General features: G+C 62.3%; 20 protein-coding genes. All 20 read right to left on the reverse strand.

All coding sequences use genetic code 11. The features are described from left to right. Positions 1–98: 98 nt before the first annotated feature. The 20 genes from ACTHNE_RS02510 to ACTHNE_RS02605 all read right to left on the reverse strand — a co-directional run bounded on the left by ACTHNE_RS02510 (position 99) and on the right by ACTHNE_RS02605 (position 22746). Positions 99–1385: a threonine/serine ThrE exporter family protein gene (locus ACTHNE_RS02510; RefSeq protein ID WP_324938544.1), complete on the reverse strand. Its 1287-nt coding sequence runs from the start codon at positions 1383–1385 to the stop codon at positions 99–101. 263 nt (positions 1386–1648) lie between these two features. After that, on the reverse strand, positions 1649–2089 hold the full coding sequence (locus ACTHNE_RS02515; protein ID WP_324938541.1) for an NfeD family protein: 441 nt from the start codon (positions 2087–2089) through the stop codon (positions 1649–1651). Positions 2090–2102: 13 nt separating this feature from the next. Continuing rightward, on the reverse strand, positions 2103–3053 hold the full coding sequence (locus tag ACTHNE_RS02520) for an SPFH domain-containing protein (protein WP_324938538.1): 951 nt from the start codon (positions 3051–3053) through the stop codon (positions 2103–2105). Positions 3054–3174: 121 nt separating this feature from the next. Beyond that, positions 3175–4548, reverse strand: coding sequence for a sensor histidine kinase (locus ACTHNE_RS02525; protein WP_324938535.1), 1374 nt, complete (start codon positions 4546–4548; stop codon positions 3175–3177). Between the two features lie 202 nt (positions 4549–4750). Next, positions 4751–6097, reverse strand: coding sequence for a sigma-54-dependent transcriptional regulator (locus ACTHNE_RS02530; protein ID WP_324938532.1), 1347 nt, complete (start codon positions 6095–6097; stop codon positions 4751–4753). A 100-nt stretch (positions 6098–6197) separates the two neighbouring features. Continuing rightward, entirely contained in the window at positions 6198–7013 is an 816-nt protein-coding gene (locus ACTHNE_RS02535) for a L,D-transpeptidase family protein (protein WP_440268513.1), read from the reverse strand. A 75-nt stretch (positions 7014–7088) separates the two neighbouring features. Next, the gene (locus ACTHNE_RS02540; RefSeq protein ID WP_324947131.1) at positions 7089–8342 is read right to left on the reverse strand and encodes an ABC transporter permease; all 1254 of its coding nucleotides are present in this window, start codon (positions 8340–8342) and stop codon (positions 7089–7091) included. A gap of 13 nt (positions 8343–8355) precedes the next feature. Beyond that, positions 8356–9687, reverse strand: coding sequence for an ABC transporter permease (locus ACTHNE_RS02545; RefSeq protein ID WP_324947133.1), 1332 nt, complete (start codon positions 9685–9687; stop codon positions 8356–8358). 32 nt (positions 9688–9719) lie between these two features. After that, positions 9720–10955 (reverse strand): ABC transporter permease, encoded by a 1236-nt coding sequence (locus ACTHNE_RS02550; protein WP_324947136.1) that lies wholly within the window; start codon positions 10953–10955, stop codon positions 9720–9722. Between the two features lies 1 nt (position 10956). Then, a complete protein-coding gene (locus ACTHNE_RS02555; protein ID WP_440268514.1) occupies positions 10957–12261 on the reverse strand; it encodes an ABC transporter permease in 1305 nt (434 codons plus the stop codon). Positions 12262–12291: 30 nt separating this feature from the next. Beyond that, positions 12292–13545, reverse strand: coding sequence for an ABC transporter permease (locus ACTHNE_RS02560; RefSeq protein ID WP_324941622.1), 1254 nt, complete (start codon positions 13543–13545; stop codon positions 12292–12294). A gap of 10 nt (positions 13546–13555) precedes the next feature. After that, positions 13556–14881, reverse strand: coding sequence for an ABC transporter permease (locus tag ACTHNE_RS02565; RefSeq protein ID WP_324941619.1), 1326 nt, complete (start codon positions 14879–14881; stop codon positions 13556–13558). A gap of 51 nt (positions 14882–14932) precedes the next feature. Continuing rightward, a complete protein-coding gene (locus tag ACTHNE_RS02570) occupies positions 14933–16171 on the reverse strand; it encodes an ABC transporter permease (RefSeq protein ID WP_324941629.1) in 1239 nt (412 codons plus the stop codon). Positions 16172–16180: 9 nt separating this feature from the next. Continuing rightward, complete coding sequence (locus ACTHNE_RS02575) at positions 16181–17491, reverse strand: ABC transporter permease (protein ID WP_440268516.1); 1311 nt, start codon at positions 17489–17491, stop codon at positions 16181–16183. Between the two features lie 106 nt (positions 17492–17597). Continuing rightward, positions 17598–18320, reverse strand: coding sequence for an ABC transporter ATP-binding protein (locus ACTHNE_RS02580; protein WP_324941613.1), 723 nt, complete (start codon positions 18318–18320; stop codon positions 17598–17600). Between the two features lie 149 nt (positions 18321–18469). Then, positions 18470–19741, reverse strand: a complete 1272-nt coding sequence (locus ACTHNE_RS02585) for an efflux RND transporter periplasmic adaptor subunit (RefSeq protein WP_324941610.1) — start codon at positions 19739–19741, stop codon at positions 18470–18472. A gap of 165 nt (positions 19742–19906) precedes the next feature. Continuing rightward, on the reverse strand, positions 19907–20476 hold the full coding sequence (locus ACTHNE_RS02590; RefSeq protein ID WP_440268517.1) for a hypothetical protein: 570 nt from the start codon (positions 20474–20476) through the stop codon (positions 19907–19909). Between the two features lie 75 nt (positions 20477–20551). Then, positions 20552–20770: a hemin uptake protein HemP gene (hemP, locus tag ACTHNE_RS02595; RefSeq protein ID WP_324941602.1), complete on the reverse strand. Its 219-nt coding sequence runs from the start codon at positions 20768–20770 to the stop codon at positions 20552–20554. A gap of 177 nt (positions 20771–20947) precedes the next feature. Next, the gene (locus ACTHNE_RS02600) at positions 20948–21916 is read right to left on the reverse strand and encodes a potassium channel beta subunit family protein (protein WP_324941599.1); all 969 of its coding nucleotides are present in this window, start codon (positions 21914–21916) and stop codon (positions 20948–20950) included. 59 nt (positions 21917–21975) lie between these two features. Continuing rightward, complete coding sequence (locus ACTHNE_RS02605; protein WP_324941596.1) at positions 21976–22746, reverse strand: hypothetical protein; 771 nt, start codon at positions 22744–22746, stop codon at positions 21976–21978. Positions 22747–22805: the final 59 nt, after the last annotated feature.

The raw sequence follows: 22805 nt of genomic DNA on the forward strand, positions 1-22805 counted from the left end.
GGTTTAGGCGGTTTTTTTTTTTTTTTTTTTGGGTGGGGTTCAAAACCCAAACATCTAAAAAAACACATCCACCCCACGTTGGGGGTTTGCACCCCAACCTACAGCGACCTTCTCGGCGCAACCAGCAATTCGCCGAACATCAATCCGGCCACCAGCGAAATCAGTATCGTCACCAGCAGCACGGTGGAATCGAAACCCAGCGATGCATTGCGGTCGAGCAGATACGAAACGCTGCGAAACCCCACGCTGCCCGGCACCAGCAACAGGATGCCCGGCTCGCGCACCACCGCACCAGGGCGCCCCGCATAGCGCGCATACATATTGGCCAGCGCGCTCAACAGCAGACCGCCCAGGAAAATGCCGAACGGCGCGCCGGACAGATTGATCGAGATGGCACCACCCAGGCGTGTCGCTACATAACCTACGATCACCGCCAGTATCACTACCGGCCAATCGCGCCACGCTGCGCGGAACAGCATGGCGAAGGCGATCGCCGCCACCAGCAGGGCCGGATAATCCATCCATGAAGGGAGCGCCGGCAATGTGAAATCGCGGGGCTCGATACCGAACACCGCGCAAATCTGCGTCGCGGCCACCGTGCCGAAGGTAAGCTTGAGCAGCGTCGACATCGCCCCGCCCATGCGCGCCATGCCGGCCACCAGGTGCTGGCTGGAAATCTCGCGCACCGCCGTCGTCAGCGACATGCCGGGCATCAGCACGATCAACCCCGCCAGCACTACCGATTTGATCGCCAGCGGCGCCACGAACGCGCTGAACACGATGGTGACCAAGGTCGCCACCATTGCGCAGATCGCATCACTGGCCACCTGCAGGCGCGGGCGTGTGGCCGACAGGATGGTGATCGTGCCGATCAACAGTCCCACCAGCGCCGCCACGCACAGATCCACCCAGGAGCTGTGCAGGAACAGCGCATCGATGGCCGCCGCGGACAAGCCGTAGCTCACGATCACCCCCGCCTGTTGCAGCGGCGTATCCGGCAGCTCCAGTGCGCGCAGCAGGCGGAAACCTTCGCGCAGGTCCAGCTCGCCGGCGATCACGCGATCGGCGATCTCGTCGGCGCGGCAAAGCTTGTCCAGGTTCACGTCGCCCGGCAGCAGACGGATCACCTGCGTCACTTGCGCCAGCCGCCCTTCTTCGCCATGCGCGAGATCGGCAAAGGAAATGATGATGGCCGTCGGGCTGGACCATACGTCCGCGCTCAGGCCGATACGTTGCGCTGAACCTGCGATCGCCATTTCCAGACGCGGTGACGAGGCACCGTATTTGTGCAGGCGGGTAGCCAGTTCCACCAGAAAGGCAATGCGGGTATTGATCGCCGTAGTGGCGAAGGACGGCAACGGCGAGCGGGAAGTGGCTACAGGCATGACGCCATTCTTACCGGAAGCGCGGCGCTTGGGTATGTCGTGATATGCCTTCGACGTTGCGTTGAATCACAGCCTTGCCGGTATCGCTCCCTCCCCTGCTTGCAGGGGAGGGTCGGGGGTGGGGTGAAGCAACCTCGCGATGAATTCAAATCGTGCAGCAAGCTCGGACACCCCCACCCTACCCCTCCCCTGCAAGCAAGGGAGGGAACCGTTTCACGCGCAGCGGCAAACAACGCTGGGATTTCATCCTGGCCTGCGGCGTATCAGGTCGCCTTCACCTTCAACGTCGTCCCCTCCACCGCCACCACTTCCACCGTGCTTCCTTCCGGCAGATCCGGCCCGCTGACCAGCCATTGCCCATCGCCCACGCGCGCCTTGCCGCGTCCGTTGACGATCGCCTCGATCAGCACGTAGCGCCCACCGATCAGCTGCTCCGCACGCCGGTTGAGGCGGCCATCGCCCTGCTCGTCTTTCTGCAGCGCCGGGCGCACCGCATACCAATAGACCACGCACGACACGAACGCCAGCACCACGAACACGATCGCCTGCGCCACCAGCGACAGCCCCGGCATCACCAGCACGAGCAGGCCGGTTGCGGCCGCGCCAATGCCGATCCACAGCATGAAATAGCCGGGCATGGCCACTTCGATGGCAATCAGCACCAGCGCGACGATCCACCACAAATAATGCGCCGCTACGCTCATAGGAAGATTCCTCTTACGCGTTCGGCCCGCGCGGCGGCGCGGCGACCCGTGCCGGCTGCTGGCCCAGCGCTTCCTTCGCCAGTTCGGCAATGCCGGCCATCGAACCGATGATGCCGGTGGCTTCCACCGGCATCAGCAGCATCTTCTGGTTCGGCGAATGGGCCATTTCCTTCAGCGCCTCCACGTATTTGTTGGCGACAAAGTAATTGAGTGCGTTGACGTTGCCGCTGGCGATCGCATCGGACACCAGCTTGGTGGCCTGCGCTTCGGCTTCGGCCAGGCGGATGCGCGCTTCGGCTTCGCGGAACGCGGCTTCTTTCTTGCCCTCGGCGGCGAGGATCGCCGACTGCTTCTCGCCGTCGGCCTTCAGCACCGCGGCCTGGCGGAAACCTTCGGCTTCGAGAATATTGGCGCGCTTCTCGCGCTCGGCCTTCATCTGCCGCGCCATCGAATCGACCAGATCGCGCGGCGGGGCGATATCCTTGATTTCGATGCGGTTGACCTTTACGCCCCACGGGTGCGTGGCTTCGTCGACCACCTTCAGCAGCTTGGCGTTGATCGCGTCGCGCTGGCTCAGCGATTCGTCCAGGTCCATCGAACCGAGCACGGTACGGATGTTGGTCATCACCAGCGCAAGCGCGGCCTGTTCCAGGTTCGCCACTTCATACGCCGCCTTGGCCGCATCCAGCACCTGATAGAACACCACGCCATCCACGCGCACCACGGCGTTGTCCTTGGTGATGACGTCCTGGCTGGGCACATCCAGCACCTGTTCCATCATGTTCATCTTGCGGCCGATCTCGTAGATGAAAGGAATCAGGAAATGCAGCCCCGGCGTAAGCGTGCGCGTGTAACGGCCAAAGCGTTCGACGGTCCATTCGTAGCCTTGTGGAACGATACGCACCAGCTTGGCGATCACGATGATCGCAACGACGACGACCACCAATGCAAAGATCTGTCCCATGACGTGTCCTCCTAGTTGACCTGGAGGGAGTATAGGGCAGCGCAGGAACGCGTAGGTTGGGGTGCCAACCCCAACGTTGCTATGTCTGTGCGTATGCCGATGTTGGGGTTGGCACCCCAACCTACGTTGCGCTAGCCGGCTGCGGCAATATCAGCGTTACACGTAGGCCGCCATCCTCGCGATTGGCCAGCGCAATGCGCCCGCCATGCGCTTCGCTGATCTCGCGCGCCAACGCCAGCCCAAGTCCCGTGCCCGAGCGCTTGGTGGAATAGAACGGCAGCAGCGCCTGCGCCAGTACCGCCTCGCTCATGCCTGGCCCGCGATCGCCCACTTCGATACGCAGCTCGTGGCCGACCAAGGTCAGCGCCAACGTGACCCCTTCGGGCGCGCTGCCCGATTCGTGGGCGTTCTTGACCAGGTTGATCAGCACCTGCTCGATTTGCACCGGATCGAACCAGCCCGCCTGCGTGGGCGCGTTGCCTTGCAACTGAAAACGGCAATGCAACGACAGCGCATCGAGGAACGGTTTCCATTCCACCGCCACCATGCGCGGTGCAGGAAGCTTGGCGAAGCGCGCATACCCGTCGATAAAACCATGCAAGTGACGCGCACGCTCACCGATGGTGGCGAACACGCCCGGCAGGCGCTGCACGTCGCCGCGCCTGGCCAGCTCGGCGCCGGAATGCGCAAGCGAGGAAATCGGCGCCAGCGAGTTGTTCAATTCATGGCTGACCACGCGGATCACACGCTTCCACGCCGCCACTTCCTGGCGCGATAGTTCGCGCGTCATGCGGCGGAACAGTTGCAGCCGATGCGGGCGACCCTGCAGGCGGAACGCGCGCTGCGACAGATGGAAGGTTTCTTCGCTGCCGTCCATTTCCACGCTGAACAGTGCGTCTTCCGTGCCTTCCGTCGCCTTGCGCAAGGCTTCGGGCGCATCGGCGATCAGCGTTGCGAAATGCAGGCCATTGAGGCTGCGTCCTTCGTTGAACAAATGTCGCGCGGCGATGTTGGCGTAGGCGACGCGACCGCTGCCATCGGTCAGCACCAGCGCCACCGGTGTGTTCTGCACCACGGTATCGAGCAACAGTTCGCGCTGGGCCAGATTCTGCCGTTGCTCGCGCAAGGTCTGCCCAAGCTCGTTGTGCACGCGCACCAGGTCGCCCAGTTCATCGTGCCGATTGAGCGCAATGGAGATGCTGAAATCGCCATCGCGATAGCTCGCCACCGCGCCTTCCAGCGCGCGCAGCAGGCGTTTGACCGGATCCATCACGATATGCGCGAACCACCACGACAACGGCGTCAGCACCACGATGCAGATGATGAGGGCTTCGGTACCGGTCGGCTGGGCGATCGTCACCGGCATATTGCTGCGCAGCCACTGCAGTGTCTGCGGCAAAGGCCACTGCGTAACACCGATGTAGCTCATGACGCCCATCAGCGCGGCCAGGGCCAGCCATAGGGTGAGGCGGGCTTCCAGCGATCTCAGGCGCATGCGGCGATCCTGGCTTGGCGGGTGCGTGGAAGCATGGGCGGTCTCCGCGTGAAGTGCGGCTGTTCTACACGTTGCGGTCCAGGTACGCCACTGCCGAAAGATGCCCCGTAGGTTGGGGTGCGAACCCCAGCATCACCGTGTATGCGTGCATGGCAACGTTGGGGTTTGCACCCCAACCCACGAACGCTCGCAAGGTTACGCCTCACGCCTGCGTCATCAATCCATACCGCTCCATGCGCCGATACAGCGCCTGCCGCGACAAGCCTAGCGACTGCGCCGCGCGGCTGACCACGCCATCGGCCTTGTGCAAAGCCGCCTCCACTACTTCGCGGCTGGGTTCGTCGAGGTTGCGTACCGCCGCGAGGCCGGCAGCGTTCTGCGGCAGGTTGAGCAGCTCCGGCGTGATGGGGTTGCTGCCCGCCAACAAAGCTGCACGCTCGATCGCGTTCTTCAGCTCGCGCACGTTCCCCGGCCACGCATAGGTCAACATCGCTTCGCGCGCGGCATCACTGAGTTCCGCGCGCCCGGCCAGGAAGTGCTCGGCCAACGGCAGGATGTCGTCGATGCGTTCGGACAGCGGCGGCAGGTTCACGTCGATCACATTGAGGCGGTAGTACAGATCCTCGCGGAACGTGCCCGCACGGATCATCGCCTTGAGATCCGCATTGGTTGCGCTCAGCACGCGCACTTTGACCTTGCGCGTACGGCCGGAACCCAAGCGCTCGAACTGCCCGGTTTCCAGCACGCGCAGCAGTTTCATCTGGCCCGGCAGCGGCAGGTTACCGATTTCGTCCAGGAACAGCGTGCCGCCATCGGCCAGCTCGAAGCGCCCTTCGCGCGCCTTGTTGGCACCGGTGTATGCGCCGGCCTCGGCGCCGAACAGCTCGGCCTCGATCAGCTCGCCCGGCAAGGCACCGCAGTTCACCGCAATGAAGGGTCCGTGCTTCACCGAGGAATTGGCGTGCACGATCGCCGCGATGCGCTCCTTGCCCGAACCATTGGGCCCGGTGATCAGCACCGGCACGTCCGAGCGCGCCACCTGGCAGGCCAGGTCGATGGTACGCGCCATCGCTTCGGAGGCGAACACCAAGCCGTCGAGCTCGTACCGGCGCTGCAGGTCGTCGCGGCGCTTGCGGCGCTCCATGCGCGTGCGGTTTACCTCGCGCGTGGATTCGGACAGCTCCAGCAGGTTCTCCACCGTGGTCAGCAGCTTGGCGTCATCCCAAGGCTTGGCCAGATAGTCGGCGGCGCCGGCCTTGACCAGTTCCACCGCGGTTTCCAGATGCGTCCATGCGGTCAGCAAGATCACCGGCAAATCCGCATGGCGCTGGCGGATGGTGCGGAACAAGTCCACACCCTCCTCGCCGGAGGTGGTATCGGCGGTGAAGTTCATGTCCTGGATCACCACATCCACAGACTGTCGCGCCAGGGTGGCCAGCCCCTCGTCAGGTGTCAGCGCCACCAGGGGGCGGATATCGTGCAGCGAGAGCAGCAGCGACAGCGCCTCGCCCACGGCCGGGTTGTCATCGATGATCAGTACGGTACGCATTCGTCGTCTACACATGCAGGCATGGATGCTGCTCCAGGCGGGAAGGTTGCCATGACGATCGGCCTACGTACATCGAACTGACGAAACTGCCCGCCGCCGCTCACGGCGCCGGCGGCAGCCGCAGCGACGCCAAGTGCTTGCGCAGCTTGTCGTATTGGCCGCGCGGCATCTGCACCAGCAGCGGCGATCTGGCCGGGTCGAGCCATCGAATCAGCCGCTCGACATCCTCCTTCGGCATCGCCGTGCACCCGACCGTACCCTCCCCCGCCGCGCGCCAGATATGCATGAAGATGCACGAGCCACCGGCCGGCCTGACCGGCTTGACGTTGTGCTCGACGGCCACGCCCCAGTGGTAGAGCTCGTCGTCGCGCAGCATGTGCTCGGAGCTGTTCCAGTCCGGCGCACTCACGTTCTGCCGATCGACGATCTGGTTGTAGTAGCGCGACTTCGCATCGTCCACGCACTCGACCGATGGCGTCAGATGCAGGTATGGCAAACGCGAGCCGGCCAGCGCCTGCGGTTCGTACCCGAATGTCGTACCCAACGCGAACACGCCCGCCGGCGCCTTGCCATCGCCTTCCTGCTTGATCGGATCGCCGGCATTTGCACCCAGCCGCTCATTGGCGACCAGGCCGCTACCCCACGCCAGCCCGGTTTTCCCTACGACGATGGGGAACGGCTGTCCGGCCGCTTTCCATGCATCGTGCGGACCGCTGCGCTCAAACCGCTGCAGCGTGCCGCTTACGCCGGTCCAGTCGGCCGTGGTGACGACCACGATCTGGCGCGCGTCATCCAACACCTCGTGTGCGCGGGCGGACAGCGCGGGAAACAGACCGGACGCAAAGATCGCCAACATCGTCAGCCATCCGTGGCGCATGTAACTGCGGACACCGACATTGAAACCATAACCAGGCATGTTCCCTCCTCGGCATACGTTGCGAACCGGCCCCTTGCAGATTATCGCCGTGCATGGCGAAACGCATATCACACGTTAGACCGATCGCGTCGCCACCACCGGCGGCACTGCTGCCGCGCGCCGTGCCGGCCCCCATACGCCCAACTGCCCCATCGCCAGCATCACGGCCGCGCCCATCGGCAGATAGGCCAAAGGCAGATGTGACAATTCGTAGTAATGCATGAGCATGAGGTTGCCGACATAGGCCAGCAACATACCCAGCGCGATACCCGCTCCCACGATCAGCACGTTCTCCAACAGGAAGTAACGCAGGATATCCGCCCGCCGCGCTCCGAGCGCACGCCGTATGCCGATCTGCCGCGTTCGACGCTGCACCCAGAAGCCGGTCAAGCCCATGATCCCGACCAGCGTAACGATCGCAATGGTCAGCACCAGGCCCAGTAACAGCCACAATGTAGCGCGGGAGCTCTTCAACGCCTCGTCGCGCTTGTCGGCATAGAACTCCACCCGCGGCTGTACGCCTCCACTCATCAATGGGGCGAACTGGCGCTCGATCGCTTTCTTGACGCCCTGCATGGCCGCCTCGCGCATCGACGGATCGACGCGCACCGCATAATTGAGCATGGCCGTGTTGCCGATACTGCGCGCCAGCAGCACGGTGTAGTCCGCGCGACCATCGATGGCCAGGCCCAGTTGGTTGCGCAACATATGCTTGACCACGCCGATCACCTGGTAGCCGTGGCCATCCTTGTCTTCGGGGTCGATCAGCATCTGACCCAGCGGATTGGCGCGACCGAACAACTTGTCCGCCAACGCCTGCGTAATGATGATCGGCTGCGCCGCGCCCGTATTCCACGCATCGTCGCCATTGCTGGCGCCGATGCCCCACGGGCGGTATTCACTGGCAACGAAATCGCGACCACCCAGCATCTTCAGTCCCAATGACTGCACCAGGCCCTTGCCGAAAAACGCGCTCACCCCTACCGCCACCTGCGTCGGTCCGCGCAAATTGAGCAGGATCGATGCACTGTCGACCATCGGCAAGGCAAACCCCGCCGACGCGGCGCGCACGCCCGGCACCGCGCGTAATGCCCGTTCGCCCGCTTCGGTTTCCGCGACGGTGAAGCTGCGCCCCATCGCCGCCAGATTGTCCACCACGATCAGGTTGTCGGCATCCAGGCCGCTGGGCGCGAGCATGGGTTCCAGACGCTGCCAGGCGAGAAAGAACACGTTGCACAGGATCGCGCACGCAAACGCGACCTGCAGCAGGACCAGCGCCGGCATCAGGCTATGGCGGCGCAGCGAAGCGAGCATCACTCGCAAGGACATGGCACGCTCTCTCTCATGCGCTCTTGACCTGCAGCCCCGGCTGGACCATCGATACCTGCCACGCCGGCAGAAAACCCACCAGCATTCCCACCAGCATGGCCAGCATGAACAGCGCGCCGAACATGCTGACGTCCAGGCGCGCCAGATCGGTAAAGCCCTGCCCCTGCATGCGCAGCAACGCCAAACCCAGCAACGTAAGCGGCCACGCAAGCACACCGCCCAGCACGCAGACCGCGCCCGCTTCGATCATGTGTTGCAGCATCACCGCGCGCCGCGGCGCACCGAGCGCACGGCGAATGCCCACCTCTGCGCTGCGGCGCATGAACTTCGCCGCCAGCAATCCCGTCACATTCACCATGCACAGCAACAGGAACGATCCGGCCAGCCACACGTTGAGTCGCACGTTATCAGGAATCACGTTCTGCAGCGTCAGCCATTGCGGCACATCCAGCAGTTGCGCCTGCTGCGATCGACCGAACGAGGCAAGATCCTTCTGCTGCTGCAAGTAATTGTTCAAGTAGATGCGATAGTCCGCCACCGCCTGCGGCGTATCCAACTGCACCCAGTAACCCAGCCACGCGCAGCGCGCGACGTCCACGCTGAACAGCGTCTTGTCCTTGGCGGTATCCGCGTCGCAACCATCGGACCGCCGCGGCTCGGCGCCCACGTCGAGCGCCGCGCTGTAAGGCATGAAGACGCGCTCGCGTTCGCTGCCGCTGAAGCTCCATTGGTCCAGCGCAAAGAAGTGCGGCTGCGGCGCATATGGCGCGCTCACACCGATCACGCGTACCGCATGGCCCTTGATGCGCAATACCTTGCCGACCGCCCGCTCGGTGCTGAACAGCGAACGCGCCAGTTCGCTGTCGATCACCGCCACCGGTGTGCGCGCGGCATCTTCGGCCGCCGTCCAGCTTCGACCATCCCGCAAGGCCACGCCGAACATGGGAATGAAGTCGCTGGTGGCCGCCAGGATGGTTTCGTCGTTGCCATGTCCGGCATCACCTCCTTCCACGCGCGCAAACATATCCGCCACCGCCGTTTGCCGAACAGCGCGGCGCGCAGCCAGCAGCGCTTCGACATCAGCCATCCGAAGACGCTTGTAATCGACCACGCCCGTGCCATCGAGCGTGGTATAGGTTGTCGGCTTGGCCCGCACCGTATCCACCCACACCAGATAAAGGTGCTGGCTCAGGCCAGGCAACGGATCGGCCGACAGCGTATGCAACAGTGTCAACGTGGTCATGCTTGCGGCAAGTCCGATCGCCACCGTCAACATGGCCAGCGCCGAAGTACGCGGAAAGCGACGCATGCCCTGCAGCGCCAATTCAAAGCTGTATCCCACCATGCGCGACATCGCTCCTTGTTGCTCGGGATATCTCAAACCGATCGCGTCGCCACCACCGGCGGCACCGCTGCCGCGCGCAAAGCAGGACCGAGCACCGCGGCCTGTCCGAGACACCACAACAGGATCGCGCCGACCGGGAAATAGGCAACCGGCATGCGCGGCAACTCGTAGTGCACGATCAGGAACAAGTTGATGCCGTAGGCCAGCACCATGCCGAGTACGACGCCCATCGTGGTGAGCAGAAAATTCTCGGTCTGAAAGTAATGCAGGATATTCCTGCGCGTAGCGCCCAGCGCGCGACGCACACCGATGCTGCGATTGCGCTGGGATACCCAGAAGCTGGCCAAGCCGACGATGCCCAACGCGGTGACGATCAGCAACGCCATGCATACGCCAACCAGAATGCCCGCCATAGCGCGATCGTTCTTGAAGAAATCACGCCGGTGCTGCTCCATCGTGCCTTTGTCGAGCACGATGCGGTTGGGGTCCAGCGCCTTGAGCTTGTCCACCGCCCTGCGCAATACCCGGTCGCGATCCTGCGGCGCGCAACGGATGAGGAAGGAAGCGCCTTCCGTCAGCGATATGCGCACCGGCCACACGGTGCTGTATTGCGCACCGAAGTTCAGCCGGTCATTACCGGGCCGGACCAGGTTTGCCAGCACCCCCACCACCGTAAACGGAAGACCTTGCCCCACATAGAACTGTTTGCCGAGCGGATCCTTTCCCGGCCACAAACGATCGGCCATGGCACGCGTGATCAACGTGGCCTTCGGCAGCTTGTCGAATTGTTGACTCGCCAGCAACGTGAAGACCTGGGACAGGTCCATGTACTCTTCGGGCCGCAGCTGACGTCCTTCCACAAGCTGCGCGCCAAGCGTCTGTACCGCGTTCTCGCCGAAGTACTGCGTAGCGCTGAGTGTGGCCATGCGCTGCGTGGGGTCGGTTCGCACGTCCATGTTGTTTGACCCGTAGTCGAACGGCAGTTCACTGATCAACGCAGCCGACTTCACGCCCGGAATCGACTGCAAGGCTGCCAGGTCGTCGGCCGCGCGAGCGTCTGCGTCCTTGCGGTCACCGATATAAGCCATCTGCACGTACACCAGTTCCTGCTCGGCGACGCCGCTTGGCATATTCATTCGATGCAAGCGCTGGCCGATAAGGAAGATCGTGTTGCACACGATGGCGCAGGTGAACGCAATTTGCAGCACCAGCAGGCAACAGGTGAGCTTATGCCGCCGCAGAGAGAAGAGTATCGGTCGGATATCCATCCTATTGCGCCTTCAATTGCAGTGCGGGGGCCACGCGGCATGCGCGCCATGCAGGCAACAGACCCGCCAGCGTGCTTGCCACCACCGAGAGAACAAACGTCGCCAGCAACATAGCCGTATCCATATGCGCGAGCTTGGCGTAGTCCGATGGCTGCTGGCGCACCAGCCACAATCCCAGCAAAGCCAGCAGCGCCCCGACCACGCCTCCTGCGAATCCGATCACGCCGGACTCCATCAGCAACTGCCCGAACAGCGCGCGCCGCGATGCGCCCAGGGCGCGGCGTATCCCGAGCTCGCCGGCGCGGCGCATGAACTTGGCCAGCATCAAGCCCACTGTATTCATCAGGCAGACCACCAGAAATCCAAACGCCAGCCATGCTTGAAGACGCGTATCGCTGGGCACCACCTGGTTGTAATCCAGCCACTGCATCACGTTGCGCAGCCGTATGTTCGGCGGTCGCGCAAAGCGTCCGCTGGCGTGCTGGTCTTGCGAATAATGCTGAAGAAACTGCGTGTAGTCGGCCACGCTGGCGGGAGAATCCAACTGCACCCAAAACTGCAGCCAGGTGCAGGACGAGGTCTGCAGATGCGCCTGGTCGCTGCCGCCATTGCCCCAGCAATCCATGGAACCATCATGCTCCATGAGCAGGTCGCGCGAGGTCGACAACGGCACGTAGACCTGCTCGTAGTTGGCATACGCGCCCATGAAAAGGTCGTAGAAGTGCGGATCGGGGCGCCAATCGCCCAATACGCCGATGATGCGGAAATCCGTCTCCTGCAGGCGCAGCGTCTTGCCGACGCTGTTCTTGCCGCCGAACAGCTTGTCGTTCAATTCGGAACTGATTACCACCACGCGCGCCTTGCCCTCGTCTTCGCGATCGCCCCAAGCCGCACCGTATTGGAACGGTACGCCAAACATCGGGAAGAAGTCGGCCGTGGCGTAACGCGCACTGGCGTGAAACGGATCGATGCTCGATTGCGCTGGCTGCAACGGCACCATGCCGCCGGTCATCAACGCCTGGCGTGTTCCACGCTTGGCATGCAGCAGGTACATGCCGTCGATCCAGCTCAACTGGGCAGGCGGTTCGACGCCCGGCGTGTAGGACTGCATGTCCCGCGGATCGATCTGCGGGTAATACAGCGATGCGCTGCGCCCGGGCAGCGGATCGCCGGAGAGCACGTGCAGCACTGTCAGCGTGGTCATGCTCGCGCCGATACCCATGGCGATCGCCAGGATCATCAGCGCGGTAAGCATGCGGTTTCGCTTCAGGCTACGCAGCGCCAAACCTAAGTAGTAGGACAGCATGGTGATGTCTCCTCTTCCCCGAACCGTCCGTTACACCGTCCGCGTCGCCACCACGGGCGGCACGTTGGACGCACGCCGCGCCGGCACGAACACCGCGATCTGCCCCAACGTCATCACCACTGCCAGGCCCACCAGCACGTAGTAGACCGGCATGCTCTGCATTTCGAACTTGCTCATCAGCACACGATTCAAGCCGACCGCCAACGCAATGCCGACCAGCGCGCCGGCACCGGCAATCATCAGGTTCTCCATCTGGAAGTAATGCAGGATGTCGATCTTGCGCGCGCCCAGCGCGCGGCGTACGCCGATCTGGCGATGCCGCTGGCCGACCCAGAAGCTGGTCAGGCCAACAATGCCGGCGGCGGTGACGGCGAGCAGGATCAGGCACACCATGCCCATCAACGCCGCCATGCCGATATCTGCGCGGTACGCTTCGGCGCGGATGTCCTTGAACGATTTGACGCTGTCGTCATCGAGCACGCGCATGGGGTTGGCCGCATACAGCGCATTGGGCACCGCACGCATGGCCGCCTCCAGCCGACCCGGCTTGGCACGTACCACGTAGCGCGAGAAATTGGCGTTCAAGCGGATCGGCGCAATGGTGGAGTTCCATACGAACGTGCTGGCCCAGCTGCTAACCGACGGGACTTGCAGCCGCTCCACTTCGCCTACGATGGTGCTCGGCCTGGTATCGCCGTTGAGATAGATTACCTTGCCGACCGCATTGCCGGCCGGAAAGAGCTTGTCGGCGAGCGGCTTGGAAACGATCACGATGGCCGGCTGCGAGTTGCTGCGGAAATCCATGTTGGTCACGTCCGCCGCTGTGAAATCGCGCCCGGCGATCAGATGCAAGCCCGCGGTTTTCAACCACTGCTCATCGCCGAAGTAGAAGGTGGTGCGCGCATTGCCTTCGCGCAGATCGGTACCGGGCTTCAGCGCGGCGCTGCCGTTCCAGCTTGATTGAAGCAGCGGAATGGAGTTGGTCGGTGAAACCGATTCGACATCGGGAAGCGCACGCAAGGCGTTGAGATCCTCGCGCAGCATGGCGTCGAGCTTCTGCACGCCGGCAGGGTCGTCACCGCTGGGCGCGCCCACCCACTGCTGGGTCACCAGTAACAGGTTGTTCTCGTCCAGGCCGGTGGGCCGGCGCACGTTGTCGATGCGTGCGTAGATGATGAAGATCGCATTGCAGACAATGGCGAGCGTCACGGCGATCTGCATGGCGATCAGCACCACGCCCGCCTTGTGCTTGCGCAATGCCGCGATCATGGGGTGCAAGGACATGGGTGTCTCCTCAGTTCGTTTTCAGCTGCAGCGCAGGCTGCACGCGCGAGGCGCGGAAGGTGGGATACAGCCCCGACAGCATGGTGGCGATCACCGCCACCGCCAGGGTCAGCGCCAGCAGCCCCAGGTCGACTCGCGCCAGGGAAGAGATTTCCTTCGGCAACACCAGGCCCACGCCCAGCACACCCAACCAGGTCAACAACAGACCGAGCACGCCGCCGGACAATCCAACCACACCCGCCTCGATCAGGAACTGCAAATAGATCGCCGCCTTCGGCGCGCCCAGCGCGCGACGCACACCGATTTCGCCGCTGCGACGTAGGAACTTGGCCAGCAGCAGGCCTGCGGTGTTCACTAGGCAGGCGATCAGCAAGCCCAGCGCCACCATCAGCGAAATCTTGGTATCGCTCGGCACTACGTGCTCGGCATCCAGCCATGCCGGAAGATCGCGCAGCCGGTTGTTCAACGGCCAACTGAAACGACCGGCCGCCTTCTGGTCACGGAAATAACCGTCCAGGTATTCCTTGTATGCAGACACGGCGGCCTGGTCGTCCAGCTGGACCATGTAGGCAATCCACACGCAGGAGGATTGCTGCAGGCCGACGAAGCCCGAGCCCTTGGGAATTTCCGAACAGTTGGTATTGCCGTCGTTGGGCATGCCGACATCGATGGCGCGGGTGAATGGCAGGAAGATGTCCTCCTGCCCGCTGGTGAAGCCCCCCGTGTTCACCACGTCATAAAACACCGGCTTGGGGCTCCAGTCGCCCAGCACGCCGACCACGCGGTAATCCTTGCCGTCGATATCGATGGTCTTGCCCACGCTGTTGGCGCCGCCGAACAACTTCTGGTTGAGCTTGCCGCTGATCACCGCCACGGACGCCCGCTGCGCATCGCCATCGGCACCCCAGCCCGTGCCGAACTTGAACGGTACGTCGAGCATGGGGAAGAACTCGCTATACACCGCATGGCCACCGACGTTGATCGGATGCATGTGCGCGTCGGCCGGGACGATGGAGGGCGACACCCGGTACATCGCCGATTGATACCGCCCGCGATGATCGCGCATCAGCGCCACGGCATCGATGTAGTCGAAAGCATCCGGCGGCTCGTTGTTGTTGGTCGCGTCCGAATGCCCTTTCGGCCCCCAGATATCGATTTGCGGTACGAACAACTTCGACGATTTCCACGGAATCGGATCGCCCGATACCGCGCGGAACACCGAATAGCTGGTCATGGAAGCCGCCACGCCAAAACCGATGATCAGGATCATCAAGGCGGTAAGGCCACGACTTCGCTTCAGACTCCGTACTGCAAGATCAATGTAGTAGCCCAGCATGCCGTGCCTCCCCATTTATGTTCTTCGTTTTCGTGCGAGAAATGTCGTGTTTCATACCGGGCGCGTCGCCTCCACCGGCGGCACGCGCGAGGCGCGCAAAGCCGGAGCGAACACCGCGCCTTGGCCGAGCAGAAGCAGGATCACCATGCCAGTCAGCACATACGTGAGCGGCATCAACTTCAATTCAAAGCGTGTAACCAGCCACATGTTTAGGCCGAACGTCAGCAGGATGCCGATGGCGATGCCACCCAGGCTTATCAGCAGGTTCTCGGTGAGAAAGTAATTCAGGATATCGCGATGAGTAGCGCCCAACGCGCGACGTACACCGATCTGGCGGCGCCGCTGTCCAACCCAGAAGCTGGTAAGCCCGACGATGCCTGCGCCAGTGATCGCCAGCAGCACGACGGAGATGATGCCCATCAAGACCGCCATGCCGCGGTCACGCTCAAACGCGCGCCTACGCACTTCCGCGAAGCTCAAGAGACCATCCTTGGGATCGATCATGCGCATGCGGTTTTCCGCATACAACGCTTTGGGTGCTTCGTGCATGGCCGCATCGAGTTGGCCTGGCTTGGAGCGCACCAGATAGCGGACGCCCACCGGCCCCACCAGACGTATGGGCCAGATCAATGACTCACCAGTGTAGGGTGCACTCCACGTATCAACATCTTCCCGATGCAGGGTTTCCACAATCCCGATGATGGTAGTCGGCGTACTGCTCATGGAGTAGAACGCTTTTCCAAGCGCATCGCCGTGGGGAAACAACTTGCTGGCCAACGTCTTGCTGACGATCGTAACGGCCGGAGTGATGTTCTGGCGCTTGCCTAGGTTGACCACTTCGTCCGCGCGGAAGTCCCGCCCCGCAATCAACTTGAGGCCAAGCGTGCGCACGAAATGTTCGTCGCCGGCGTAAACCGACGCATCGGTGGTTGGCTTGACCTGTTCCGGCGTCAGCGTGATGAAGTTGTCCCAGCCGCTGGTGCTCAATGGGTAGCTATTGCTGGGCGTGGCATCTTGCACGCTAGGCAATTGCCGCAGCGTTGCGAGGTCCTCCTTAATCTTTGCTGCCGCTTCATCGGGGGAATATTCCTCGCCCCATAAATTTGAAATCACGAACACATTTTCTTCATCCACGCCACTCGCTTCGGATATGTGCGACAAGCGCTGATGAATGATGAACAGCGCATTGCAGACGATCGCCAAAGTCAGTGCGATCTGCAGTGCGATCAGCAGGGTACCGGCCTTGTGCCGGCGCAAGGCTGTAAGAATGGGATGAATCTGCACGCTTATGCCCTCGCCTCAATTGGATTTCAGTTGCCAGGCAGGTTGCACCTGTGCGGCACGCCATGCGGGATAGAACGCAGCCGCCACTGTGGCAAGGGTGGCCACCACTAGTGTCAGGCCCACCAACGACATATCCAGGTGTGCCAGCTTGGCGATCTCCGGTGCGAACAGCAGTCCCACGCCCGACATTCCGATAGCTGTCAGCAGCAGGCCAACCAGACCGCCAGCAAGGCCGACGGAAGCGGCTTCGACCAAGTACTGCGCATAGATTTCATGACGCGTCGCACCGAGCGCGCGGCGTACGCCGATCTCACTGGCGCGACGCATGAATTTGGCTAGCAGCAATCCGATCGTGTTAACCAGGCAGATCACAAAGAAAGCTGTCGCCACCGCCAAGGAAATGCGGCTTTCGGGTGGTACCACATGCTCCACCTCAAGCCATTTCATCACGTCAGGCAAGCGAATATTGGGCGACCAGGCGAAACGTCCCGCGCGCTGCTGATCGGCGGCGTAGCCTTCGAGAAAACGCCGATAGCGCGCAACCTCGCTGGACGTATCCAATTCCACCCATGGCATCAACCAAACGCAGTTGCTTTGCAGCCACTGATCAAAGCTGGTGAAAGCCAGGTTGCCGCGGCAGCTGTTTCTGCCCCAGGTATCGACCTTCAGATCGAGCATACGGTTGAGCAGCACGTAGAAGTCGGGTGGATCGTTAAATCCGCTTTCACCCCAAACGCTGTAGAAGCGTGGAGTGGGATTCCAATGTTTCATTACGCCGACGATGCGGTAATCGTGACCGGAAAGCGTGATTTCCCGCCCCACTGTGTTGGCGCCACCGAACATGCGCTGGTTGAATTCCTGCGAGAGCACCACATCTGCTGCGCGGTTCTCATCGTCGCCGCTGTTCCAGCCGCTGCCATACAGAAACGGCACATTGAACATGGGAAAGAAATCGCCCGTTACGGCATAGCCTTCCGCTGACGTCGGCACGCTATTGGCGCGCAGCGGCAACGCAGACAGCATTACCCGATAAATCAAGGTCTGGCGCGTAGCTTGGTGCGCCCGCATCAGGGCCATCGCGTCCGTATACGTCAGTGCGCCTGATGGTTCGCCTTTGTCATTCTGCTGCGGCCCCCATGCGTCGATCTGCGGCACGAACAGTTGGGATGACTTTTCCGGTATCGGGTTACCGGATACGGCACGGAATACCGAATAGGTGATCATCGAAGCCGACACACCAAAGCCGATCGCCATCACCATCAGCGCGGTGAGCATCGGATTGCGCTTGAGACTTCTCAGGCCGAGCTGGAGGTAATAGGTGAACATGGGGATGTGTTCAATCTCGGTATCAACGTTTTTGGCGAGAGCGGCCCCTCACCCCAGCCCTCTCCCCCATTTTTGATTAAAGATGGGAGAGAGGGAGCAAAGCGTGTCAGCCGCGAATCTGGCCTGCGGCGGCGACATACGCGGTGTGAAAGCGCGGATCTTCGGCAAGGTCCACCACCTGGCCGTCGATGATGTGCACGTTGCGCTGCGCACGCGCGGCCAGTTCCGGATCGTGCGTGACCATCACGATGGTGGCGCCTTCGCGGTGGATTTCTTCGAGCAGCTCCAACACGCCGCGCGCCATCTGCGTATCCAGGTTGCCGGTGGGTTCGTCGGCGAGCAGCAGGCGTGGGCTGCCGGCGAGCGCGCGGGCGATGGCGACGCGCTGTTGCTGGCCGCCGGAAAGTTCGGCCGGATAGTGCTTGGCGCGCGAGGCAAGGCCGACGCGTTCCAGCGCACCCATGATGCGTTCCTTGCGCTCCGGCGCCTTCATGCCGCGATAGCGCAGCGGCACTTCCACGTTGTCGAACACGTTCAGATCGGGAATCAGGTTGAAGGCCTGGAAGATGAAGCCGATCTTTTCGTTGCGGATCTTCGAGCGTGCGTTGTCGTCGAGGTGGCTCACCTCGACGCCGTCGAGGTGGTATTCGCCGCCGGTGAAGGTTTCCAAGAGGCCGGCGATGGTAAGAAAGGTGGTCTTGCCCGAACCGGACGGACCGGTCACGGCGACGAACTCGCCTTCCTTCACGTCGATGTTGAAATCGCGGAGCGCATAGGTCTCGACCACTTCGGTGCGGTAGACCTTGGAGAGATGCGTCATCTTCAGCATGGTGTTGGTCCTTTCCAGTGAATTGAGTACGAGAGAGTTCTTTACAGACCGGGATTCTCAAATCGTCAATCGGGAACAGTTGGAGCGAGGTGCCAAGGTCTCTCGGAGAGCGCTCTTCGCTATTGCCGATTTACGATTCCCGCAAAGCATCAGCGACTGATCACCACGCGCTGCGCGCCTTTGAAGTTGTCGGTACCGGAGATCACGATGTTGTCGCCTTCCTTCAGGCCATCGAGGATCTCCACCTTGTCGATGCTGCTTTCGCCCGCGCGGATCGGCGTCTTGGTGGCAATGCCGTCGCGCACGACGTAGGCATAGCTGCCGCCGGATTCATCCACGAAGGAGCCGCGTTGCACGGTCAGTACGTTGTCGCGATGGTCGAGCAGGATGCGTACGGACAGGCGCTGGTTCTGGCGCAACTGCTTGGGCGTGCCGCCTTCGAAGCGCACGCGTGCGGCCACTTCGCCGTTCACCACTTCCGGCGAAATCGCGCTGACCAGGCCCTTCCAGTTGTTGCCGTTGCCACTGATCTCGCCGCCCATGCCCACGGCAAGGTCACGCGCGAAGCTTTCCGGCACCTTCACTTCCACTTCCAGTGCGGACAGGTCGATCACGCTGAGCAGTTGCGCATCTTTCGCCACGGTGGCGCGTTCGGCGATGAACAACTGGCCGACCTGGCCGTCCACCGGCGAGCGTACGTTGAGGTTGTCCACCTGGCGCTGCAGATCCTGCACCATCAGCACCTGGCGATCGTGTGCAAGCTTCTTGGCCTTGATGTCGAACGTGCCGGTATCGTTGCCGAGATTGAGATCGGCTTGCGCATGGGCCAGCGCGATCTTGGACTTGGTCAGCGTGTCCTGCCATTTGTCCACGTCCATTTGTGGCACGCCGCCGAGCTTGTACGCTTTCTCGTAGCGGTCGAAATCGCGCTCGGCGCTTTCCTCGTCGATCTTGGCGTTGTCGTAGCCCTTCTGCAGTTCCGACTGCTTCTTGCGCGCATCGATCTGCGCGCGCAGGTAGTCCACCTGCATCGCATCGGCGTTGGATTGCTCCTGCGCCAGCTTGTTGACCAGTTCGGGGCTGTCGATCACCGCCAGCACCTGGCCTTTCTTCACCGTGTCGCCCGCGTGCACTTTCAAGGTGACGGCGCCGCCATAGGTGGCGTACAGCGTGGGGCTGACCGCGGCGACCACTTGGCCTTCGGCGGCGATATCACGGATGAAGGGGCCGCGTTGCACGGTGGCGAACGCGAGCCGCGAGGCGCTTACCGACGAATCGGCGGAAAACAGACGCGTGACGCCAGGCATCAAGAAAGCCAGAACGATCACGACGGCCGCCGCACCGCCGATCCACAAGAGTTTTTTCTTGGGGCTGGGCTTGACCTGGATCAGGCGGTCCTGGGCGGAAGTGTCACGAATCATGATGCAGTCCTTGGCCGCGGACAGGGCGGCCCCTGATCATGAACTGCAATCCGTGTGCCAGCCTTCGGATGGAGAATTACATGCGTCTATTCAAAGGCTTGCATGCGCATGGCGCAGCTCGGTCGTTGTCCGCGGACACTCGCCGGACAGTGGACAGACCGGCCGCTACGCCTGCAGCACGGCCGATTCGGCATGCGCGATGCGTGCGGCGATGCGATCCCCCAAGTCCGACAACGTGGTGTTCGCATCTTGTTCCAGCAACAGCATGCCGGCGATCGTGCGCAGGCGAAAATTCACCACGCACGCATGATGAGGGCGCAACGGTTGTGCATCGATGGAAGACGACGTGCCCGAATCGGGTGTGCAGCGAGCCGTAAGCGCATCCCAGGCGAGGTAATCCGTATCGGGCAGCAGATGCCAGCGCGCGCGTGCACGGCCCATGCGATCGATGCATTCACACCATTCGCGCGGGCCGTCATCCGTCACCACACTGACAGCCACCAGCCAATGTGCATGCAACAACGGCGCAAACGCAGGCTGTGCGACCAATAGTCCTGGCGTCGGCATGTTCGCCATCGCATCATTCGAGGTTGCATGGAGATAGAGCACGTTGCCCAAACCAGGCAGCGCGCTGATCAACGTATACGGCGTGATACGTCGAATGCGCCGCGTCGCGGGCATGCGCGGCACGCGATGGCAAAGCAGAGGGGAACGGGCGGCAAGCCAGCCGAACATGGCGATCTCCTGGACAGGTAGAAGACCCGGCTGGCGTGAAGGGCTGGCTGAGTGTGTTTTTCGAACGAAGCGGCGTTACTTGGTAAGGATCAGCTTGCCGTTGCGGGTAAGCCGCAGGTGGTATTCGCTGCCCATGTGCTGGATCACCAGCTCGCGCTCGCCGGCCAGCAGGCGATGGCTGGAAACCCGGCGAACCGGGGTGGTAGCTGCATCGCGGCCGGTATCGTCCAGGTTCGCCGCCCTCGGCGGCGGCGACAGGCGGGAAAGCGTGAGTAGCGTGCCGGTGTGGGACATGACTTTAAGCTCCATCGTCAAGGGACGAATGGATGATAATGATTCTCATTTGTGAGTCAAGCCGGTGGAGGCTGACGCCATCCACGTGCAGGGGGAGCCCAATGCGAGCGTTTGCATCGCGACGTTGGGTTCGGCGTTGCCTCAGCCCAACCTACGGGTGCTTGCGATGCGCCGTGTTTATGCCAACGCCTGCTCGATCCTTTCCTTCAACGCCAGATCAAACCGCGGCAACAACTCCAATGTATCGAGATTGTGCTCCAGCTGTTCCTTCCTGCTTGCGCCCAGCAACACGGTCGATACGTTCGGATTGGCCAGGCACCATGCAATCGCAAGTTGTGCCGGCGTGGCGCCGACTTCCGCGGCGATCGCCGGCATGCGCTTCACTTTTTCGATGCGTTCGCCGCCCTCGCCCAGCACCATGTCGCGCAGCCATTCGTAGCCCGGTTGCGTGAGGCGGGAGCCTTCCGGAATGCCCTGGTTGTATTTGCCGCTCAGCAGACCCGACGCCAGCGGCGACCAGATGGTGGTGCCCATGCCATAGGCGGCGTACAGCGGCGCATATTCCTGTTCCACACGTTCGCGATGCAGCAGGTTGTATTGCGGTTGCTCGACCACCGGTGCGTACATGTGCATGGCTTGCGCCACGCGATGCGCTTCGTGGATGGCCGCGGCCGGCCATTCGCTGGTGCCCCAATAAAGCACCTTGCCTTGGCGCACCAGGGTATCCATCGCCGCCACCGTTTCCTCGATCGGCGTTTCCGGATCGGGGCGATGGCACAGGTACAGATCAAGATGCCCGACGCGCAGGCGTTCCAACGCTTGATTGCAGGCTTCGATCACGTGCTTGCGCGACAAGCCGCGCTGCGTGGGACGCGGCTTTTCCGCGGCACCGAAATACACTTTGCTCGATATGCAATAGCTGTCGCGTGGAAAGCGCAGATCCGCCAGCACGTCGCCCATCAGGCGCTCGGCTTCGCCGTGATTGTAGGTTTCGGCGTTATCGAAAAAGTTGACGCCGCGATCCCAGGCCAATGCCATCATCTCGCGCGCTTCGGCGCGGCCGACCTGGCGGCCGAAGGTGACCCATGCACCGAAGGACAGTGCGGACAATTGCAAGCCGGTGCGACCAAGGCGACGGTATTGCATGGGATATCCTCTTTTGGCTTGCGTTGAACCGCGTTGCTATCCCTGCCGAGATCAAGACTTCAGTGCGCGCTGAAGTCCTGGATCGTACTCTCCACCGTGCGCTGCACATTGTGCGTGCGCAAGGTCACGGCCACGTCGTACTTCTCCAGATAGGCCAGCGTCAGTTTGTCGGTCTCGATACCGTTGGTATCGATCATGCGGCAATCCAGTTCCGTCGCCTGGCCCTCGATCGCCGCATTGAGCTGCGATGCGCTGTAGCGTTTGCCGCTGTCGCACAGGAATTGCCCTGGATCCTGGAAGGTTTGCCCGCCCGTGCTGCCGTAGAGATAGACGAAGGCAAAGTGTCCGCCGGTAGCGGTATCCAGGCGCAATACCTTGCGCGCCTCCTGCACCGGCGGAAGGCTGTTCGCGCGCGCGGAGATGCCCTGGGTGAGAAACGAAAAATAACCGCGATAGGTCAGATCCAGCCGCGTGGCGATCGTATTGCCGTTGCTGTCCTGCACCGCCGCCACGCGACGCACCAGGCCATGCCCGGCATTTTCCAGCGACATGGCGGTGGTGTAGTGGGACGGTTGTTGCGTCTGGTCCGATGAAGTCACCACCTCGCGCGTGTGCAGGGTGACCTTGGCGAACGGCACCGGCGCAAGGTTCGCGCGCGTGATGGCATCCTTCACATCCGGATTGAGCGCGTCGAAGCTGAAATGCTGCGCGAGATAGGTCGAGCCGGCATCACTGCCTTGCGTTGCGCCTTGTGCGTACGCCACAGGTGTGCCCGCGAGCAACGCCATCACTGTCGACGCCGCCAGCCTTTTCGTCCATGCCATGCTCATGGCTGCCACCTCGATGCGTTGGAGAGGGCGTTACGATAACAAGGACGATCGATCTTCCG

Source organism: Dyella sp., from assembly GCF_051954575.1.
GTDB lineage: Bacteria > Pseudomonadota > Gammaproteobacteria > Xanthomonadales > Rhodanobacteraceae > Dyella_B.

Excerpts from the sequence above, each read along its gene's own strand:
- ACTHNE_RS02585 (WP_324941610.1), bottom strand. The coding sequence starts at position 19,741 with ATGATTCGTGACACTTCCGCCCAGGACCGCCTGATCCAGGTCAAGCCC.
- ACTHNE_RS02510 (WP_324938544.1), bottom strand. The coding sequence starts at position 1,385 with ATGCCTGTAGCCACTTCCCGCTCGCCGTTGCCGTCCTTCGCCACTACG.
- ACTHNE_RS02565 (WP_324941619.1), bottom strand. The coding sequence starts at position 14,881 with ATGCTGGGCTACTACATTGATCTTGCAGTACGGAGTCTGAAGCGAAGT.
- ACTHNE_RS02515 (WP_324938541.1), bottom strand. The coding sequence starts at position 2,089 with ATGAGCGTAGCGGCGCATTATTTGTGGTGGATCGTCGCGCTGGTGCTG.
- ACTHNE_RS02600 (WP_324941599.1), bottom strand. The coding sequence starts at position 21,916 with ATGCAATACCGTCGCCTTGGTCGCACCGGCTTGCAATTGTCCGCACTG.
- ACTHNE_RS02525 (WP_324938535.1), bottom strand. The coding sequence starts at position 4,548 with ATGCGCCTGAGATCGCTGGAAGCCCGCCTCACCCTATGGCTGGCCCTG.
- ACTHNE_RS02575 (WP_440268516.1), bottom strand. The coding sequence starts at position 17,491 with ATGTTCACCTATTACCTCCAGCTCGGCCTGAGAAGTCTCAAGCGCAAT.
- hemP (WP_324941602.1), bottom strand. The coding sequence starts at position 20,770 with ATGTCCCACACCGGCACGCTACTCACGCTTTCCCGCCTGTCGCCGCCG.
- ACTHNE_RS02560 (WP_324941622.1), bottom strand. The coding sequence starts at position 13,545 with ATGTCCTTGCACCCCATGATCGCGGCATTGCGCAAGCACAAGGCGGGC.
- ACTHNE_RS02555 (WP_440268514.1), bottom strand. The coding sequence starts at position 12,261 with ATGCTGTCCTACTACTTAGGTTTGGCGCTGCGTAGCCTGAAGCGAAAC.
- ACTHNE_RS02535 (WP_440268513.1), bottom strand. The coding sequence starts at position 7,013 with ATGCCTGGTTATGGTTTCAATGTCGGTGTCCGCAGTTACATGCGCCAC.
- ACTHNE_RS02605 (WP_324941596.1), bottom strand. The coding sequence starts at position 22,746 with ATGAGCATGGCATGGACGAAAAGGCTGGCGGCGTCGACAGTGATGGCG.
- ACTHNE_RS02520 (WP_324938538.1), bottom strand. The coding sequence starts at position 3,053 with ATGGGACAGATCTTTGCATTGGTGGTCGTCGTCGTTGCGATCATCGTG.
- ACTHNE_RS02530 (WP_324938532.1), bottom strand. The coding sequence starts at position 6,097 with ATGCGTACCGTACTGATCATCGATGACAACCCGGCCGTGGGCGAGGCG.
- ACTHNE_RS02545 (WP_324947133.1), bottom strand. The coding sequence starts at position 9,687 with ATGGTGGGATACAGCTTTGAATTGGCGCTGCAGGGCATGCGTCGCTTT.
- ACTHNE_RS02590 (WP_440268517.1), bottom strand. The coding sequence starts at position 20,476 with ATGTTCGGCTGGCTTGCCGCCCGTTCCCCTCTGCTTTGCCATCGCGTG.
- ACTHNE_RS02580 (WP_324941613.1), bottom strand. The coding sequence starts at position 18,320 with ATGCTGAAGATGACGCATCTCTCCAAGGTCTACCGCACCGAAGTGGTC.
- ACTHNE_RS02540 (WP_324947131.1), bottom strand. The coding sequence starts at position 8,342 with ATGTCCTTGCGAGTGATGCTCGCTTCGCTGCGCCGCCATAGCCTGATG.
- ACTHNE_RS02550 (WP_324947136.1), bottom strand. The coding sequence starts at position 10,955 with ATGGATATCCGACCGATACTCTTCTCTCTGCGGCGGCATAAGCTCACC.